The sequence below is a fragment of the Nannocystis exedens genome, from assembly GCF_002343915.1.
Taxonomy (GTDB): Bacteria; Myxococcota_A; Polyangia; order Nannocystales; family Nannocystaceae; genus Nannocystis; species Nannocystis exedens.
Genome location: NZ_NETK01000001.1, coordinates 4,357,580 through 4,372,813, shown reverse-complemented (window position 1 = coordinate 4,372,813; position 15,234 = coordinate 4,357,580). Strand labels below are relative to the sequence as shown.

The window sequence follows — 15,234 nt, the reverse complement described above, 5'->3', positions numbered from 1 at the left end:
TAATCGAAGGTCTGGGGCGCCGGCGTCGGCGCCACCGAGCTTGAGCTCCTTGTCGCCAAAGTCTTACTCGTCGAAGGGCGCGGCCCCCGTAGAAGACGGCGACGCGATCAAAAAAACGAAGAGCCCCCGTAGGGCGCGCCGTTCGACGCGCTGGATCGAATGCTCGGGTGATGAGCAGTGGCCATTCCACATGATCTCAGCCGCCCACGGGTATTCCCACCGTCCGAACTCAGCCCAGGCCCGCGCCGAGATGTCCTCACGGTACCGTGGTATTTCCCTGGTCCGCGAGCGCGGGCTCGGTTCGCTATTCATTACCGACGAGGACAGTCACCGCCTGCAGCAAAAGGCCGGGTTCGGTCATTGGTCCTCGTGCGGCGAGCTGCGTTCCCGGCCGAGCCGCGGTTCGGCTACACCTCGGTCGCGTGCACCCCGAACGACACGCGGCGGAAGACGTTGGTGGCGAGCCCCTGCTTCGGGTGACATCCATCCGTCCACTGGGCCGCACGTGCAAATGACGCCGAGTCGGCGCGTGCCGGGGTCCGATGGGGGCGGCAGCCCCGGGGCGTCGGACTCGCACGAATCTTGCGAGCTCGAGCTCGCAAGCATTTGTCCTGGAGGATCGCCGCGGGTCGAGCTGCGACGGCCGCGCACTTTTACCAATGGCGCCGACCATGAATGTGGTGTCGGCAGCCGGCCCGCGTCCGTACGTCGTCCGGGCAATCACGAGGGCCGGCCGAGGTGAGCGGGTTCATCCTGTTCGCAGGCGAGGTGGCGGCGATGAGCGGTCAGCGAATGGCGTCGGTGTGGATCGCGGGAGCGATGTTGGCCTGCGATGTGGACGAGGCCCCCCGAGCGGTCGACGATCTCGACGAGGTCGGCGCGCGAGAGCTCGAGGCCAACGGGTTCCGCCTCAACGGGACCCGCTTCAACGGGTTTCGCCTCAACGGATTCCGCCTCAACGGATTCCGCCTCGACGGCGACGAGAACAGCGGTAATTACGTCGACCTCGAGTCGTTCACGTTGGGGCAGGGCGGCCCGGTGACGCACGCCTGGCTCGCCGGCAGCGAGCTGCGGGCCAAGAACGGGAGCGGGACGGTCTTCGGCGGCGCGCAGCTCGTCGGGGCCGTACTGAGCTTCGGGCTCGTCGACAACGGGGACAACGTGTACCGGAATCGCAGGCTGCGGATCGCCAACGTCACGCGGCTCGCCCCCGGATCGGAGGTGTGGCTATATGATCTCGAGGTCAAGGACGCCGTGGGTGTGTGGCAACCGTTGTGCGACGGGCCGAACGGCCCGACGCAGGCGATCCTGGTCGGCGCGGTGTGGGACCCGACGACCGGTAGCCGCGTGGCGGCGGTGAGCGACGCGGTGACGGCGGCCTGCCGCGACGCGGCGATCGGCAAGTGCGTGGAGTGGGGCTATCACCCGTGGAAACTGGCGGATTACCACCAGACGTGTACCCGGCTGGTGCGCGCGGACTATTGCGGCGACGGGATACCACACACGACCGACAATGTCATGATCCACGTGGTCGACGAGATCGGGGTGCAGGTGCCCGAGCCCGACGCCAGCTATGCCGTCGAGGCCGAATGGGATCCGAACGGGGCGACCTGCCTCAACGCCGAGCACACGCGGTTGCCCGCGCCGGACATCGCGTGCGTGCTTCCGTCATGCGGCGAGGCCTTCGATTCGGGCGGACTGATCCAGACGGGGGTACCTGCGCCCTGAGCGATGCGATGGCCGATGCGCGACCCCAGCCCACGGCGATCGTCCCCTTCGTCGTCCTGCGCAAGCTCGGCGAGGGCGGCGCCTGAGCGGTTCAAAGGGGATTTCGTCGAGGTGTCGAGGACAAGAACGCTCGGAGGCCCACGGAGCAGGGTCAGCTCGTGAACCCCGATGCTCGACCTCGAACGGCTCTACAAGGCTCTCCGTCGGCAGGTATCGTGAATTGGGGCCGGCGGCAGTGGCGGCGATAGAAGCCCGACGGGCTCGGCTGCATGTACCGCGGTTCAACGACGGCAGCGGCCGCCCGTTGCCGTCGAGGCGGCGCTGGCGACGCTCGACGTCGCCGCGAGACCTCAATTGTGGCGCTCCGGCGACGACCGCGCCGGCGTGCGCGGCACTCACGTCGAGCTCGTGCTGCTCGGCTCCGGCGATCACCGGCGCGAGATCGCCGAGCCGAGCCCACCTCGCTCGTCAGCGTGCGCGGGGCCGCGGTCGCCCGGGCCGACCTGCGTGAGGAGGTGTCCGGCGGGGCGACACTCCTGCTCGCCGTCCGCGGGCCGCTCGACCTCCGCATCTGCGAACACGGCCTCGTCGCCCTCGTCCGCGTCCATCCGTGAGCGCAAAACCGCGCCGGTATCGCGACGGCGACCCGATGGCCGCACAGCCAGGAGCGGGCCAGTGAAGCGCGAGCCGCCACATCCCTCGGTTCGAGTCGACGCGCCGCAGACGCCACACGCGCAGGCCCGCCAGCACCACGACCCCCCGCGTACGCTGCCCCTGTCCCGCCGCCCGCCTCCGAACGTCCGCGGGCCCGCGGCTGAGCGGACGGGGAGGGCCCCGCGGACCCGATCGACGACACGCGCCGATCGGGCCGAGGACCGGAGTCAGGCGCCCTCGCAGACCTTCATCGTGTTGTCGAACAGCGCGTCGGACATGCACGCGTTGACGGACGAGCAGCCGCAGGCGCCGTCGTAGCACTTGTCGGAGTACATGGTACCCGCGCAGTCCGAGTCCTGCCCGCAGCCGCACACGCCACCGTTGCAGACCGCGTACCCGGCGATGCCGGAGCCCTTGCAGTCGTCGTCGCTGGCGCACTCGCACTTCCCGGTACCGACATTACACGTGGGGTGGCCGCCCTGCGCCGGACAGTCGGCGTTCGCCTCGCACGGGTCGAAGCAGACCTCGTCTTCGCACCTGGCCCCGGTCCTGCCGCAGACCGTCACCATCATATCGCCCTCGATCGTGTCGATCATGACATCCTCCATCATCAGGGTGGCGCACATGACGACGTCGTTGGGCTCGATCGCGCATTTGCCCATGCCGCCGCCGATGTCCACACAGGCCGACCCGGCCATGCATTCGGCCTGCGCCGCGCAGTCCACGACCCATCCGCTGATGGTGGCGTTGCACTGCTCGTCGGTCGAGCACTTGGCGCCCTCGTCGACGCAGCGGTTATTCTGGCAGGTGTAACCCATGTCGACGCCATTGATCGTACAATCGGCGTCGCCGGCGCAGGACTCCTGACAGAACTGGCCCGCGCCGCCGCCGGTGGTGGTGTCGTCGGTCGTGGCCGTCGGGCTCGTCGTCGGCGGAGCCGTGCTCGTCGGCGAGGCCGTGGTCGTCGTCGTCTCGTCCTCGGTGGTGCCGGTGGCCTCGTTCGTCGTCGTCGCCGTGGTCGAGGTCGATTGGGTGGTGTCCACGGTCATGGCGGTGACGCCCCCCGTCTCGGTCTCGCCGCCCTTGTCGTCGCCGCAGGCCAGCGGAGCGGTGATGAGGGCCATCAGAAAGGGAAGAACAGAAGTTCGTGAAGTGAAGGTGAATTCCATTCACCGAGATTACATCAATCCGCGCCGCCCACAATGGTTTAAAGCACAAACGATATGTCTCTTGGGTCATGTGAAACTTGTTTCAAACTACATCGCCTCCAGCCCGGCCTTGACCACACCGCAGAGCTTCACCGGCGGCGGCCAGGATGACGACGAGGCCCGTCGGGCCGCGTTTGCGGGCCTGTCGCGGGAGGCGCGAGGCAACAACTCCGAGACTCTTCGGAGCTTGAAACTGTGATTACTCTGTCGAGCGCGCCGAACCGGCCGCGCGACCTCGGCGTCCATGAGGCGCCTCGTCTTGGAATTTTCCGTCCTCGCGCGACATATGAAGACCAGCGCACGCGTGTCGGCGCGGTCCCGGACGAACCGGCGCGTCGAGGATGCATTTCAAGGCGTGGGTGGCGGGGTGGATCGGCGTGTCGACCGCGCTCAGCCTGGTGGTCGTCGCCGGGACGGCCGGCCTCATCGTCTATCGCGACGAAGAGGAGGAGGAGCAGGCCGGGGAGGCGGTCGAGGAGGACGCGCTGGCCGAGGTGCTCGAGCAGGTCGGGCTGGCGCTGGCGGCGGCGATTCCGCTCGGGCTGGCGCTGGCGCACGCGATATTCGCGGCCACGCTTGTGCCGAGGACTGCGCCGCGAGGGCGCGGGGGACGAGCCTCCGATGCAGCAATGACCGGACTCGACGCCCGTTTCCTGTACATGGAATCCCCGTCGGTGTCGATGCACGCCGTCGTGGTCATGCTCGTCGACGTGTCGAGCATGCGGGGCGGACACTCTACCCGGAGCAGCGGCACGAGGTGGATCCGGCGCTCGAGCAGCCGTCGTACGCGCTCGAAGAGTGGTCGACGCCCCGTGCAATCTCCACCATCCGGGGTGGATCGAGGATCCTGATATCGACCTATCGCGTCACCTGCGACGAGCGACGCTGGCGTCCCCGGGCGACCTGCGGGCCCTCGAGTCCCTGGTGGGCGAAATCCTCTCGACCCACATGAGCCGCGTCCGGTCGCTGTGGAGATCACCGTCGCCGAGGGCCTGCAAGGCGGCCGCATCGCGCTCGTCTGCAAGGTGCATCACGCCGGCATCGACGGCGCGGCGATGGCCACGGTGCTGAAGCGGGTGATGAGCAGCGCCGACGATGCCCATGACGTGGCACGCCGCCTCGGTGTACAGCTCGCCAACAGGACGCTCGGTGTCCTCGGCAACGTGCTCGGCCTGCTGGTGCGGGCGCTGTTCGTCGTGTTCGTCATGTTCTATCTGTTCCGCGACGCGAGGATGGTACGGCCCGCATTGGCGAGCGCGATCCCGCTGCACGACCGCAAGACCCGCGAGATCCTGATTGGCCTCGTCGACAACTTCCTGCGGCCCCGGCTCGTCGGCAAGCGGGCAAGCTGCACGAACTCTTCATCGTCTTCGCGGTGCTCGGCGGCTTGCAAATCTTCGGGCTCATCGGCCTGGTGCTCGGGCCGGTGGTGTTGGCGATCGCCCTCTCGCTCTTCGAAGCGTTTCGCCACCCCGGAGATGCCCCGACGGGGGCAGGCTCGAATGGCCCGGCTGACGCCGGGTCCTGAGGCGCTGTCAGCGACGGGAACAGGCCGGAGAACTTCGTAGCTGTCTTGAAAGACAGGTCCTATGCCATGGTTGGAGAGTCGTCTGCCGCGCACGCGATCCGCCTCCCGGGCGAGTTCGGCTTCTGCTCGCCTGCGTCGTCGGGGCGCCGCCGCGAGGCCATCGCCACGCTCGACGGCCTCGCCGAGCCCCGCGCGACGTCGAAGCGCGAGCGGCGCCGGTGACCGAATCGTCCGCACAGCTCCTGCGTGCAGCAGTGTTAAGAATTTGTGCGTCCGAGACGGACGCTTGACTTGCATCGCGCGGGACTGCAACCATGTCTACTCGAGACGCGGACCGTGGGCACTCGAGCACGCATGGCCATCACCGTGACCGGAGTCGTGCAGGGCGTCGGGTTTCGCCCCTTCGTGCACCGCCTGGCGTCCGGGCTCGGCTTGGGCGGGTTCGTGCGCAATCGCATCGGCGACGTGCTCATCGAAGTAGAGGGGGGAGCGGGCACGGCTCGAACGCTTCCTCGCCGCGCTCGAGCGCGACGTGCCGGCGGCGGCTGCGATCCGGGGTGTGGCATGGGATGAACGGGCGCCCGGCGGTGCACGGGAGTTTTGCATCGAGACGAGCGACGAGCGCGCAGGCGGCGACGGCGTCGCGATCAGCGCGGACCTGGCGACCTGCGACGCTTGTCTGACCGAGCTCTTCGATTCGGCGGATCGCCGGTATCGCTACCCGTTCATCAACTGCACGAACTGTGGCCCGCGGCTGACAATCATCGACGCCACGCCGTATGACCGCGCCCGGACGACCATGGCGGGATTCCCCCCGTGCGACGCGTGCCGGCGAGAGTACGCCGATCCGGCGAGCCGGCGCTTCCACGCCCAGCCCAATGCGTGCGCGGCGTGCGGCCCGCGCCTGCTCGCACGCGAGGGGAGCGGCGCGCTCGACGGGGACGCGCTCGTCCACGCCGCGCGGGTGCTGCGCGAGGGGGGGATCGTCGCGGTGAAGGGGCTCGGCGGCTACCACCTCGCCTGCGACGGCACGAGCGACGACGCCGTCCGCGAGCTCAGGCGGCGCAAGCACCGCGACGACAAGCCGCTCGCGTTGATGGTGCGCGAGCTGGATGGGGCGGCCCGCCTCTGCCACATCGACGCCGACGAGGAGACGCTCCTGAGTTCGCCGGCCCGGCCGATCGTCCTCCTTCGACGACGAGCCGGGGCCAAGGTGGCCCACGAAGTGGCGCCGCACAGCCCGTGGCTCGGGCTGATGCTGGCGTACACGCCGCTCCACCACCTGCTCCTCGCCGAGCTCGACGGGACGCCGCTGGTGATGACCAGCGGCAACCGCACGGACGAACCGATCGCGATCGACGACGACGACGCGCTGGCCCGGCTCGCGGGGATCGCCGACCTGTTCCTCGCGCACGATCGGCCGATTCGGACGCGGTGCGACGACTCCGTCGCGCGCGTGATCGGCGGGCGCCCCACCGTGCTGCGCCGCTCGCGCGGCGAGAGCCCGCGTCCGCTCGTGCTGCCGTTCCCGTGCCGACGGCCGCTCCTGGCGCTCGGCGGCGAGCTCAAGGCGACGTTCGCGCTCGGCCGCGGCGCGACGGCAATTCTCGGTCCGCACCACGGCGACCTCGAGGACCACCACGCCTATCGCGCCTACGTCGACGCGATCGCGCACTTCGAGCGCCTGTTCGCGATCCGTCCCGCCGTGCTGGCCCATGACCTCCACCCCGACTACGCGTCGACGCGGTACGCCGGAGAGCGCGCGCGCGCCGAGGGGCTCGAGGTCGTCGCCGTGCAGCACCACCACGCGCATGTCGCCGCGTGCATGGCGGAGCACGGGCTCGACGAGCCGGTGATCGGCGTCGCCCTCGATGGCGGCGGTTACGGCCTGGACCGGACGATCTGGGGCGGCGAGTTCCTCGTCGGTGACTACCGGAACTTCCGCAGGGCAGCGCACCTGCGTCCCGTCCCCATGCCGGGCGGGGAGCGGGCGATCCGGGAGCCCTGGCGCATGGCCGTGGCGCACCTCCGAGACGCCGGCATCGACGCGGGCAACCGTCCGGAGGCCACGCTCCGCGTCCTGTGCGCGATGATCGATCGTCGCGTCGGCTCGCCGCTGACCAGCAGCATGGGCCGCCTCTTCGACGCGGTGGCGGCGATCGTCGGCGTGCGCGACGAGGCGCGGCACGAGGCGCAGGCGGCGATGGAGCTGGAGTGGATGGCGACCGATCTCTCCGAGGACGGCGCCTACCCGTGCGTCCTCGCCGGGGTGGACGATACGCTGGTCGTCGACACCCGTCCGATCGTTGGCGCCGTCCATGAAGACCACTGCGGCGGCGTCGCTGCCCCTCGCATCGCGCGTCGGTTCCACTCGACGGTCGTCGACATCATCGACACCGTCTGCCGCGCGCTGCGCGACGCCACCGGTCTCGAGACGGTCGTCCTGACCGGCGGCGTCTTCATGAACGCCATCGTCGCGGCGGAGGCCAGGCGCCGCCTGTCCGACCGCGGCTTCCGCGTTCGCTCGCCCGCCGCGACCCCGACGAACGACGGCGGCCTCTCGCTCGGGCAGCTGGCGATCGCCGCGGCGCGGGAGGTGTGACGTGTGCCTCGCCGTCCCCGGGCTCGTGACCGACATCCTCTCGCACCACGGGCTGGCGATGGCCGCGGTCGACTTCGGCGGCGTGTCGCGGCGCGTCTGCATCGAGCACGTCCCGGACGTCCGCCCGGGCGACTACGTGCTGGTCCACGTCGGCTTCGCGCTGTCCCGCATCGACGCCGACGAGGCGCGCCGCCTGTTCGAGCTGCTGAACGACCTGAACGAGGTGCCGGGATGAAGTTCCTCGCCGAGTACCGCGACGGCGACGTCGCGCGCCGCCTGCTCGACGCGATCGCCGGCACCGTCACGCGGCCCTGGACCCTCATGGAGGTCTGCGGCGGCCAGACCCATGCGATCGTGAAGTACTCGCTCGACGAGCTCGTCGCCCCGGGCATCGAGCTGCTCCACGGCCCGGGGTGCCCGGTGTGTGTCACCTCGCTGGAGATGCTCGATCGAGCCCACGCGCTCGCGTCGCGCCCGGGCGTGATCCTCTGCTCGTTCGGCGACATGCTCCGCGTCCCCGGCTCGCGCGGCGACCTGCTCGGCCTCAAGGCGCAGGGCGCCGACGTGCGCGTCGTCTATTCGCCGCTCGACGCCGTCGAGCTCGCGCGGAAGCACCCCGACCGGCGCGTCGTGTTCTTCGCCGTCGGCTTCGAGACGACCGCGCCGGCGAACGCGACGGCCGTCTGGCTGGCGCGCCGCGAGCGGCTGCGGAACTTCGCGATGCTGGTGTCGCACGTGCTGGTCCCGCCGGTGCTCACGGCGATCCTGCAGGCGCCGGGGAACCGCGTGCAGGCCTTCCTCGGCCCGGGGCACGTCTGCACCGTCATGGGCGAGGCGGAGTACGAGCCGATCGTGCGCCGCTACCGGACGCCGATCGTGATCAGCGGGTTCGAGCCGGTCGACCTCCTCGCCGGGATCCTCGCGGCGGCGCGGCAGCTCGAGGCCGGCGAGGCGCGGGTCGAGAACGCCTACCGGCGGGCGGTCCGGCGCGAAGGGAACCCGGGCGCGCGCCGGCTCCTCGACGAGGTGTTCGACGTCTGCGACCGGAAGTGGCGCGGCGTGGGGACGATCCCGAAGAGCGGGTTCCGACTCCGATACGAATACCGCGACTTCGACGCCGAGCGCGTGTTCGAATTGAACGACATCGAGACCGCCGAGCCGGCGGAGTGCATCAGCGGTCAGGTGCTGAAGGGGCTGAAGAAGCCCGCGGAGTGCCCGGCGTTCGGGACGCGGTGCACGCCGCAGACGCCGCTCGGGGCGACGATGGTCTCCGGCGAGGGGGCGTGCGCGGCGTATTACAATTACGGTCGAGGAGGCCGCTGATGTTGCGCGACGCGATCCTGCGGAAGTGCCGGGAGAGCACGGCCACGAAGGAGCGGTTCTTCGCGGAGCACGCCGACCGGATCGAGGCCTGCGCCCGCGAGATGGCGCGCGCCTTCGACGCGGGCGCGCGGCTGTTCGCGCTGGGCAACGGCGGCAGCGCCTGCGACGCGCAGCACCTGGTCGTCGAGATGATGCACCCGGTCGTCGACAAGCGGCCGCCCTTGCCGGCGCTCGCGCTCGGCGCGGACATGCCGCTCGTGAGCGCGCTCGGGAACGACCGCGACTTCAGCGTCGGGCTCGCGCACGAGCTCCGCGTCCTCGGGCGCGAGGGAGACATCGTCGTCGCCATCTCGACCAGCGGGCGATCGGCGAACGTGCTCCGCGCCCTCGTCGCGGCGCGCGAGCTCGGCATGCTGACCGTCGGCTTCTCGGGGCGCGACGGCGGGCGCATGGCCGAGCTCTGCGACTTCGCGTTCGTCGTCGCGAGCTTCAGCATCCATCGCATCCAGGAGACCCACGAGACGCTCCTCCACGTCCTGTGGGATCTCGTCCATCTGGTCCGCGGAGAGGAGGACGTCCTGTGACGCTCGAGTTCGACTGCCCGGCGCCGTCGGGGCGCCACGAACACATCATCCTGGGCCACGGCTCGGGGGGCAAGCTGGGCGCCGATCTCGTCGCACGGATGTTCCTCTCCGTGTTCGGCAACGCCGCAGAGGACGCCGCAGCCTGCGCCGGGGCCGGCCGGCTCGCCTTCACCACCGACGCGTTCGTGGTCCGTCCGATCTTCTTCCCCGGCGGCGACATCGGCCGGCTGGCGATCGCGGGGACCGTCAACGACCTCGCGGTGAGCGGCGCCCTCCCGCGATACGTCAGCGCGGCCTTCATCCTCGAGGAGGGGCTGGCGATGGCCGACCTCGAGCGGATCGTCGCCTCGATGCGCGCGACCTGCGAGGAGGCGGGCGTCGTGCTCGTCGCCGGCGACACGAAGGTGGTCGATCGCGGAAAGGGGGATCGCGTGTTCATCACGACGTCGGGGATCGGGTTCCTGCCGCAGGGGCGGGCGCTGTCGATCTCGGCCGCGCAGCCCGGAGACCGCGTCCTCGTGTCGGGGACCCTCGGCGATCACGGGATCGCGATTTTGTCGCAGCGCGAGGGGCTCGAGTTCGACACGGCGCTCACGAGCGACGTCCAGCCGCTCGCCGACCTGGCGCAGGCGATCCTCCAGACCTGTTCGTCCGTTCGTTGCATGCGCGATCCGACCCGCGGCGGCCTCGCCGGCGTGCTGCACGACCTGGCGACCGCGTCGCGCGTGGGCGTCCGCCTGCACGAGCAGGCCGTACCGCTCGCCCCGGCCGTGCGCGCCGCCTGCGAGCTGCTCGGCCTCGACCCGCTGCACGTGGCGAGCGAGGGGCGCCTGGTCGCCGTCGCGCCCGCCGACGAGGCGGAGGGCTTGCTCGCGGCGATGCGTCGCCACCCGCGCGGCCGCGAGTCGGCGATCGTCGGCGAAGTGGTCGCCGATCACGCCGGGACCGTCGTCCTGCGCTCGCGGATCGGCGGCGAGCGCGTCGTTCGCCCGCTCGCCGGCGAACAATTGCCGAGGATCTGCTGATGCTGCCCGCACCGATCAAAGAAGTCGATGTTTTCTGGATCACCGCCGGCCTCGGCTGCGACGGCGACAGCATCGCCATGACGGCGGCCTCGAACCCGAGCATCGAGGATGTGCTGCTCGGCGCCATCCCGGGGCTTCCGAAGGTGAACCTCTACAACCCGGTCCTGGCGCGCGAGTCGGGCGACGAGTTCATGGCGCACTTCCACCGCGCGCACGCGGGGGCGTCGCACCCGTTCCTGCTCGTCATCGAGGGGTCGGTCCCGAACGAGAAGATCAAGAGCGAGGGTTTTTGGGCCGGGTTCGGCACCGATCCCGCGACCGGGCAGCCGATCACGACCTGCGAGTGGATCGACCGCCTCGCGCCGAAAGCCTGGGCGGTCGTCGCCGCAGGCACCTGCGCGACCTATGGTGGGATCCACGCGATGGCCGGAAACCCGACCGGCTGCATGGGGCTCGCCGACTATCTCGGGCTCGACTTCCGGTCGAGCGCGGGGATCCCGATCGTCAACGTGCCCGGTTGTCCGGTGCAGCCGGACAGCTTCATGGACGTGCTCGTCTATCTCTTGCGACAGGCCGCCGGGAACGCGCCGATGATCCCGCTCGACGCCGCGCTGCGCCCGCGCTGGTTGTTCGGCGCGACGGTCCACGAAGGGTGCGACCGCGGCGGCTATTACGAGCAGGCCGACTTCGCCGACGACTACGGCTCGGCGAAGTGCATCGTCAAGGTCGGCTGCTGGGGGCCGGTCGTGCGCTGCAACGTGCCCAAGCGCGGCTGGATCGGCGGGATCGGCGGCTGCCCGAACGTCGGCGGTGTCTGCATCGGCTGCACCATGCCGGGCTTCCCCGACAAGTTCGAGCCGTTCCTGGACGAGCCCCCCGGGGCGTACATGTCGACCGCGGCGGTGACGACCTACGGCACCACCGTGCGCGCCCTCCGGCAGTTCACGACCGGGTCCATGGACCGGGAGCCCGAGTGGCGCCATCCGCGGTCGCTGCTGACGACGGGTTACCGGCCGCCTGCGAAGGACGAGACGAAATGAGCGACACGAAGTCGGGCCTGGTCGAGATGTCGTGGGATCCGATCACGCGGATCATCGGCAGCCTCGGCATCCACACGAAGATCGACTTCGCGAACAGGCAGGTCGCGGAGTGCAGGTCGACGTCGTCGATCTTCCGCGGCTACAGCGTGTTCATGAAGGGGAAGGACCCGCGCGACGCGCACTTCATCACCAGCCGGATCTGCGGCATCTGCGGCGACAACCACGCGACCTGCTCGATCTACGCGCAGAACATGGCGTACCGCTGCAAGCCGCCCCATTTGGCAGAGTGGATCATCAACCTCGCCGAGGCGGCCGAATACATGTTCGACCACAACCTGTTCCAGGACAACCTGGTCGGGGTCGACTTCTGCGAGCAGATGGTGAAGGAGACCAACCCCGCGGTGCTCGCCCGCGCGGAGGCGACGGCCGCCCCGCACGCGTCGCTGCACGGCTACCGCACGATCGCCGACATCATGCGATCGTTGAACCCGTTCACCGGCGCGCTCTACCGCGAGGCGCTGGTGATGAGCCGCCTGACGCGCGAGATGTACTCGCTCATGGGCGGGCGGCACGTGCACCCCTCGACGCTCTATCCGGGCGGCGTGGGCACGGTGCCGACCGTCCAGCTCTTCAACGAGTACCTGAGCCGACTCATGAAGTACGTCGACTTCATGAAGCGGGTCGTCCCGCTCCACGACGACCTGTTCGACTTCTTCTACGAGGCGCTGCCGGGCTACGAGGCGGTCGGCCGGCGACGCGTGCTGCTCGCCTGCTGGGGCAGCTTCCAGAACCCCGACGCGTGCGACTTCCGCTACGAGACGATGAGCGCCTGGGGGCGCGAGATGTACATCACCCCCGGCGTCGTGGTCGACGGCGAGCTGGTGACGACCGACCTCGTCGAGATCAACCTCGGGCTGCGGATCTTCCTCGGCAGCTCGTTCTACGACGACTGGGAGCATGCGGAGACGTTCGTAGCGAAGGATCCCCTCGGCAACCCGATCGATCAGCGGCACCCGTGGAACCAGACCACCGTGCCGCGGCCGCAGAAGCGCGACCTGACCTCGCCGGACGGCAAGTACACCTGGGTGATGTCGCCGCGATGGTACCACCGGGCGTCGGGCGCGAATCTGGCGCTCGACAGCGGAGGGGGGGCCCTGGCGCGCCTCTGGGTGACGGCGCTCGCCGGCGTGGTCGACTTCCAGCACATCCGCGCGACGGGGAGGAGCGTGAAGATCGAGCTGCCGCGCTCGGCCTCCGGTCCGGCGATGGAGCTCGAGTGGAAGATCCCTGCGTGGTCGAACACGCTCGAGAGAAACCGCGCGCGCAGCTACTTCCAGGCCTACGCCGCCGCGGCCGCGCTCCACTTCGTCGAGCAGGGGCTGCGCGAGGTGCACGCCGGGCGCACGAGCACGTGGACCAAGTTCGAGGTCCCCGACGAGGCGATCGGCTGCGGGTTCCACGAGGCCGTGCGCGGCATGCTCTCGCACCACTTCGTGATCCGCGAGGGGAAGATCGCCAACTATCACCCCTATCCGCCGACCTGCTGGAACGCGAGCCCGCGCGACTCGTTCGGCGTGCCGGGCCCCTACGAGGACGCGGTGCAGAACACGCCGCTGTTCGAGGAGAACGGGCCGGACCGCTTCAAGGGGATCGACATCATGCGCACGGTCCGGAGCTTCGATCCGTGCCTCCCGTGCGGCGTACACATGTACTTCGGACCAGGTAAGGAGCTCCTGGTCCGTCACTCGCCGACGTTCGGCGCCGGGCTCGGAGGCGGCGGATGAGCGCGCTGACGGCGGGCACGGCGAGCGAGGACGAGGTCGAGCGCCTGGCGCGCGCGGTGCTCTACGAGGGGTACCTGCTCTACCCCTACCACCGCGACGCGCTGAAGAACCGCTCGCGGTTCACCTTCGGCGATCTCGAGCCCGGGGCGCTCTGGCAGGCCGAGTGCCTGGTCGTCGGAGCGCGGGCGCGCGTCGACGTCAGCGTGCGCTTCCTCGAGGACACGGCCGAGCGGCGCGTCGAGGTCGAGCGAGCGGCCGTGGCGGAGCTGACGGCCGGTGAGACCGCCGGGGAGACGGTCCTCGTCTCCGCGCTCGGGCTCGGGGCCGGCGTGACGCGGCTGACGGTGCGCATGACCAACACGACCGGCGCGCGCATCCTCGCGACGCAGGCGCTCCTGCGGATCACCGACGGCGAGTTCGTGTCGCTGACCGATCCTCCGCAGGCGTTCCGCGAGCAGGCCGCCGGGTGTCGCAACATCGGCACGTGGCCGGTCCTCGTCGGCGCCGAGGGGGCGCGGGACCGCATCTTCGCCGCGCCGATCATCCTCCCGGACTACCCGCGCGTGGCCCCGGAGAGCCCGGGGGACCTGTTCGACGGCACCGAGACCGACGAGCTGCTCACGCTCAGCATCCTCGCGCTGCCCGATGCGGAGCGACACGCCATCACCGATCCGCGGGCGCGGGAGCTGCTCGAGCGCACGACGGCGCTCGGGCAGGACGAGCTCCTGGCCCTGCACGGACGGCTCGAGCGGCCGATCCAGGTCGGCGATCGCGTGCGCCTGCGGCCGAACCGCCGCGCCGACATCATGGACTCGCTGCTCGCCGGCAAGGCGGCGACGGTCGTGGCGGTCGAGGAAGATCTCGAAGGAGTTCTTCACATCGGCGTCACCGTCGATGACGATCCCGGGGCCGACCTCGGGGAGTTCGGGCATCGCTTCTTCTTCCGGATCGACGAGGTGGAGCGGCGATGACGGGCCTTACGCTCGTGGCCGGGATCGGCAACGTCTTCTTCGGCGACGACGGCTTCGGCGTCGCGGTCGCTCGGCGACTCGCGGCGCGGCCGCTCCCCGACGACGTGCGTGTCGTCGACTTCGGGATCCGCGGGTACGATTTGGCGCTCGCCATGCTCGACCCCTACCAACAGGTCGTGATCGTCGACGCCGTGGCGCGGGGCGGGGCGCCAGGCACGCTCTACGTCCTCGAGCTCGAGGCGGCGCGGGCCACGTCGAGCGTCGACGGCCACGGCCTCGGCCCGGCCCGCGTCCTCGAGCTGGTGCTGGCCTGGAGCGGACGCCTGCCGCCGGTTCGCCTGGTCGGGTGCGAGTCGGCGCGCGTCGACTTCGCGGCGGATGGGGCGATGCGCCTCACCCCGGCGGTGGCGGCGGCCGTCGACGGTGCGGTAGAGCTGGTCGAAGGGCTGGTGGCGCGTGCATGAAGTGGCGATCACCGAGGAGGTCGTGGCGATCGCCTGCGAGCGCGCGCAGGGGGCGAGGGTGAGGCGGATCGTGATGGAGATCGGCCGGCTCTCGACGGTGCTCCCCGACGCGGTGCGCTTCTGCTTCGACCTGTGCGCCGAGGGGACCGCAGCCGAGGGGGCGACGCTCGAGATCCGGGAGGTCGACGGCGTCGCCCGCTGCCGGGTCTGCTCGGCGAGCGTGGCGCTCACGCAGCCCTTCGGGTACTGCGTGTGCGGCAATACCGAGCTGGACTGGATCTCGGGCGACGAGCTCAAGGTCATTCTCATGGAGGTGTATTGAT

General features: G+C 70.2%; 17 protein-coding genes and 1 pseudogene. 17 read left to right on the top strand and 1 reads right to left on the bottom strand.

Features of this window, described 5'->3' with window-relative positions; all coding sequences use genetic code 11:
- Window positions 1-819: 819 nt before the first annotated feature.
- Window positions 820-1,728: an ADYC domain-containing protein gene (locus NAEX_RS17210; RefSeq protein WP_170135790.1), complete on the top strand. Its 909-nt coding sequence runs from the start codon at window positions 820-822 to the stop codon at window positions 1,726-1,728.
- Between the two features lie 473 nt (window positions 1,729-2,201).
- Window positions 2,202-2,342 (top strand): hypothetical protein, encoded by a 141-nt coding sequence (locus NAEX_RS50315; RefSeq protein WP_170135789.1) that lies wholly within the window; start codon window positions 2,202-2,204, stop codon window positions 2,340-2,342.
- A 267-nt stretch (window positions 2,343-2,609) separates the two neighbouring features.
- On the opposite strand, the gene NAEX_RS17200 is transcribed toward NAEX_RS50315, so the two are convergent.
- Complete coding sequence (locus tag NAEX_RS17200) at window positions 2,610-3,506, bottom strand: hypothetical protein (protein WP_096328578.1); 897 nt, start codon at window positions 3,504-3,506, stop codon at window positions 2,610-2,612.
- A 28-nt stretch (window positions 3,507-3,534) separates the two neighbouring features.
- Between NAEX_RS17200 and NAEX_RS47960 the strand changes: the two genes are divergently transcribed.
- From NAEX_RS47960 to NAEX_RS17140, 15 genes and pseudogenes are all read left to right on the top strand, one after another.
- Window positions 3,535-3,789 (top strand): hypothetical protein, encoded by a 255-nt coding sequence (locus NAEX_RS47960; RefSeq protein WP_143141114.1) that lies wholly within the window; start codon window positions 3,535-3,537, stop codon window positions 3,787-3,789.
- 142 nt (window positions 3,790-3,931) lie between these two features.
- Complete coding sequence (locus tag NAEX_RS50310) at window positions 3,932-4,441, top strand: hypothetical protein (RefSeq protein ID WP_096328577.1); 510 nt, start codon at window positions 3,932-3,934, stop codon at window positions 4,439-4,441.
- Window positions 4,389-5,158, top strand: a pseudogene (locus tag NAEX_RS50305) (wax ester/triacylglycerol synthase domain-containing protein). The gene NAEX_RS50310 and the pseudogene NAEX_RS50305 overlap by 53 nt, the downstream one beginning before the upstream one ends.
- A 26-nt stretch (window positions 5,159-5,184) precedes the next feature.
- Complete coding sequence (locus NAEX_RS50300; protein WP_170135788.1) at window positions 5,185-5,340, top strand: hypothetical protein; 156 nt, start codon at window positions 5,185-5,187, stop codon at window positions 5,338-5,340.
- Window positions 5,341-5,472: 132 nt separating this feature from the next.
- Window positions 5,473-5,691 (top strand): acylphosphatase, encoded by a 219-nt coding sequence (locus tag NAEX_RS54550; protein ID WP_245913745.1) that lies wholly within the window; start codon window positions 5,473-5,475, stop codon window positions 5,689-5,691.
- Entirely contained in the window at window positions 5,651-7,720 is a 2,070-nt protein-coding gene (gene hypF, locus NAEX_RS17185; protein ID WP_420814124.1) for a carbamoyltransferase HypF, read from the top strand. The genes NAEX_RS54550 and hypF overlap by 41 nt, the downstream gene beginning before the upstream one ends.
- Window position 7,721: 1 nt before the next feature.
- Entirely contained in the window at window positions 7,722-7,955 is a 234-nt protein-coding gene (locus NAEX_RS17180) for a HypC/HybG/HupF family hydrogenase formation chaperone (protein WP_096328575.1), read from the top strand.
- Window positions 7,952-9,043, top strand: coding sequence for a hydrogenase formation protein HypD (gene hypD, locus NAEX_RS17175; protein WP_096328574.1), 1,092 nt, complete (start codon window positions 7,952-7,954; stop codon window positions 9,041-9,043). Before NAEX_RS17180 ends, hypD begins: the two co-directional genes overlap by 4 nt.
- Entirely contained in the window at window positions 9,043-9,627 is a 585-nt protein-coding gene (locus NAEX_RS17170) for a D-sedoheptulose-7-phosphate isomerase (RefSeq protein ID WP_096328573.1), read from the top strand. Before hypD ends, NAEX_RS17170 begins: the two co-directional genes overlap by 1 nt.
- Window positions 9,624-10,652 carry a hydrogenase expression/formation protein HypE gene (gene hypE / locus NAEX_RS17165; RefSeq protein WP_096328572.1) on the top strand — a complete coding sequence of 343 codons (1,029 nt, stop codon included), beginning with the start codon at window positions 9,624-9,626 and terminating at the stop codon, window positions 10,650-10,652. The genes NAEX_RS17170 and hypE overlap by 4 nt, the downstream gene beginning before the upstream one ends.
- Window positions 10,652-11,692, top strand: a complete 1,041-nt coding sequence (locus NAEX_RS17160; RefSeq protein WP_096328571.1) for an NADH-quinone oxidoreductase subunit B family protein — start codon at window positions 10,652-10,654, stop codon at window positions 11,690-11,692. The genes hypE and NAEX_RS17160 overlap by 1 nt, the downstream gene beginning before the upstream one ends.
- On the top strand, window positions 11,626-13,476 hold the full coding sequence (locus NAEX_RS17155; RefSeq protein ID WP_420814123.1) for a nickel-dependent hydrogenase large subunit: 1,851 nt from the start codon (window positions 11,626-11,628) through the stop codon (window positions 13,474-13,476). Before NAEX_RS17160 ends, NAEX_RS17155 begins: the two co-directional genes overlap by 67 nt.
- Complete coding sequence (locus NAEX_RS17150) at window positions 13,473-14,447, top strand: hypothetical protein (protein WP_096328569.1); 975 nt, start codon at window positions 13,473-13,475, stop codon at window positions 14,445-14,447. Before NAEX_RS17155 ends, NAEX_RS17150 begins: the two co-directional genes overlap by 4 nt.
- Window positions 14,444-14,911 (top strand): hydrogenase maturation protease, encoded by a 468-nt coding sequence (locus tag NAEX_RS17145; protein ID WP_096328568.1) that lies wholly within the window; start codon window positions 14,444-14,446, stop codon window positions 14,909-14,911. Before NAEX_RS17150 ends, NAEX_RS17145 begins: the two co-directional genes overlap by 4 nt.
- Complete coding sequence (locus tag NAEX_RS17140) at window positions 14,904-15,233, top strand: hydrogenase maturation nickel metallochaperone HypA/HybF (protein ID WP_096328567.1); 330 nt, start codon at window positions 14,904-14,906, stop codon at window positions 15,231-15,233. Before NAEX_RS17145 ends, NAEX_RS17140 begins: the two co-directional genes overlap by 8 nt.
- Window position 15,234 lies beyond the last annotated feature (1 nt).

What these genes read in the sequence shown, in the direction of transcription:
- NAEX_RS17160 (WP_096328571.1), top strand. Translation starts at nt 10,652, where the DNA reads ATGCTGCCCGCACCGATCAAAGAAGTCGATGTTTTCTGGATCACCGCC.
- NAEX_RS17200 (WP_096328578.1), bottom strand. Translation starts at nt 3,506, where the DNA reads ATGGCCCTCATCACCGCTCCGCTGGCCTGCGGCGACGACAAGGGCGGC.
- NAEX_RS17145 (WP_096328568.1), top strand. Translation starts at nt 14,444, where the DNA reads ATGACGGGCCTTACGCTCGTGGCCGGGATCGGCAACGTCTTCTTCGGC.
- NAEX_RS54550 (WP_245913745.1), top strand. Translation starts at nt 5,473, where the DNA reads ATGGCCATCACCGTGACCGGAGTCGTGCAGGGCGTCGGGTTTCGCCCC.
- NAEX_RS17150 (WP_096328569.1), top strand. Translation starts at nt 13,473, where the DNA reads ATGAGCGCGCTGACGGCGGGCACGGCGAGCGAGGACGAGGTCGAGCGC.
- NAEX_RS17170 (WP_096328573.1), top strand. Translation starts at nt 9,043, where the DNA reads ATGTTGCGCGACGCGATCCTGCGGAAGTGCCGGGAGAGCACGGCCACG.
- hypD (WP_096328574.1), top strand. Translation starts at nt 7,952, where the DNA reads ATGAAGTTCCTCGCCGAGTACCGCGACGGCGACGTCGCGCGCCGCCTG.
- NAEX_RS50310 (WP_096328577.1), top strand. Translation starts at nt 3,932, where the DNA reads ATGCATTTCAAGGCGTGGGTGGCGGGGTGGATCGGCGTGTCGACCGCG.
- NAEX_RS50300 (WP_170135788.1), top strand. Translation starts at nt 5,185, where the DNA reads ATGGTTGGAGAGTCGTCTGCCGCGCACGCGATCCGCCTCCCGGGCGAG.
- NAEX_RS17210 (WP_170135790.1), top strand. Translation starts at nt 820, where the DNA reads ATGTTGGCCTGCGATGTGGACGAGGCCCCCCGAGCGGTCGACGATCTC.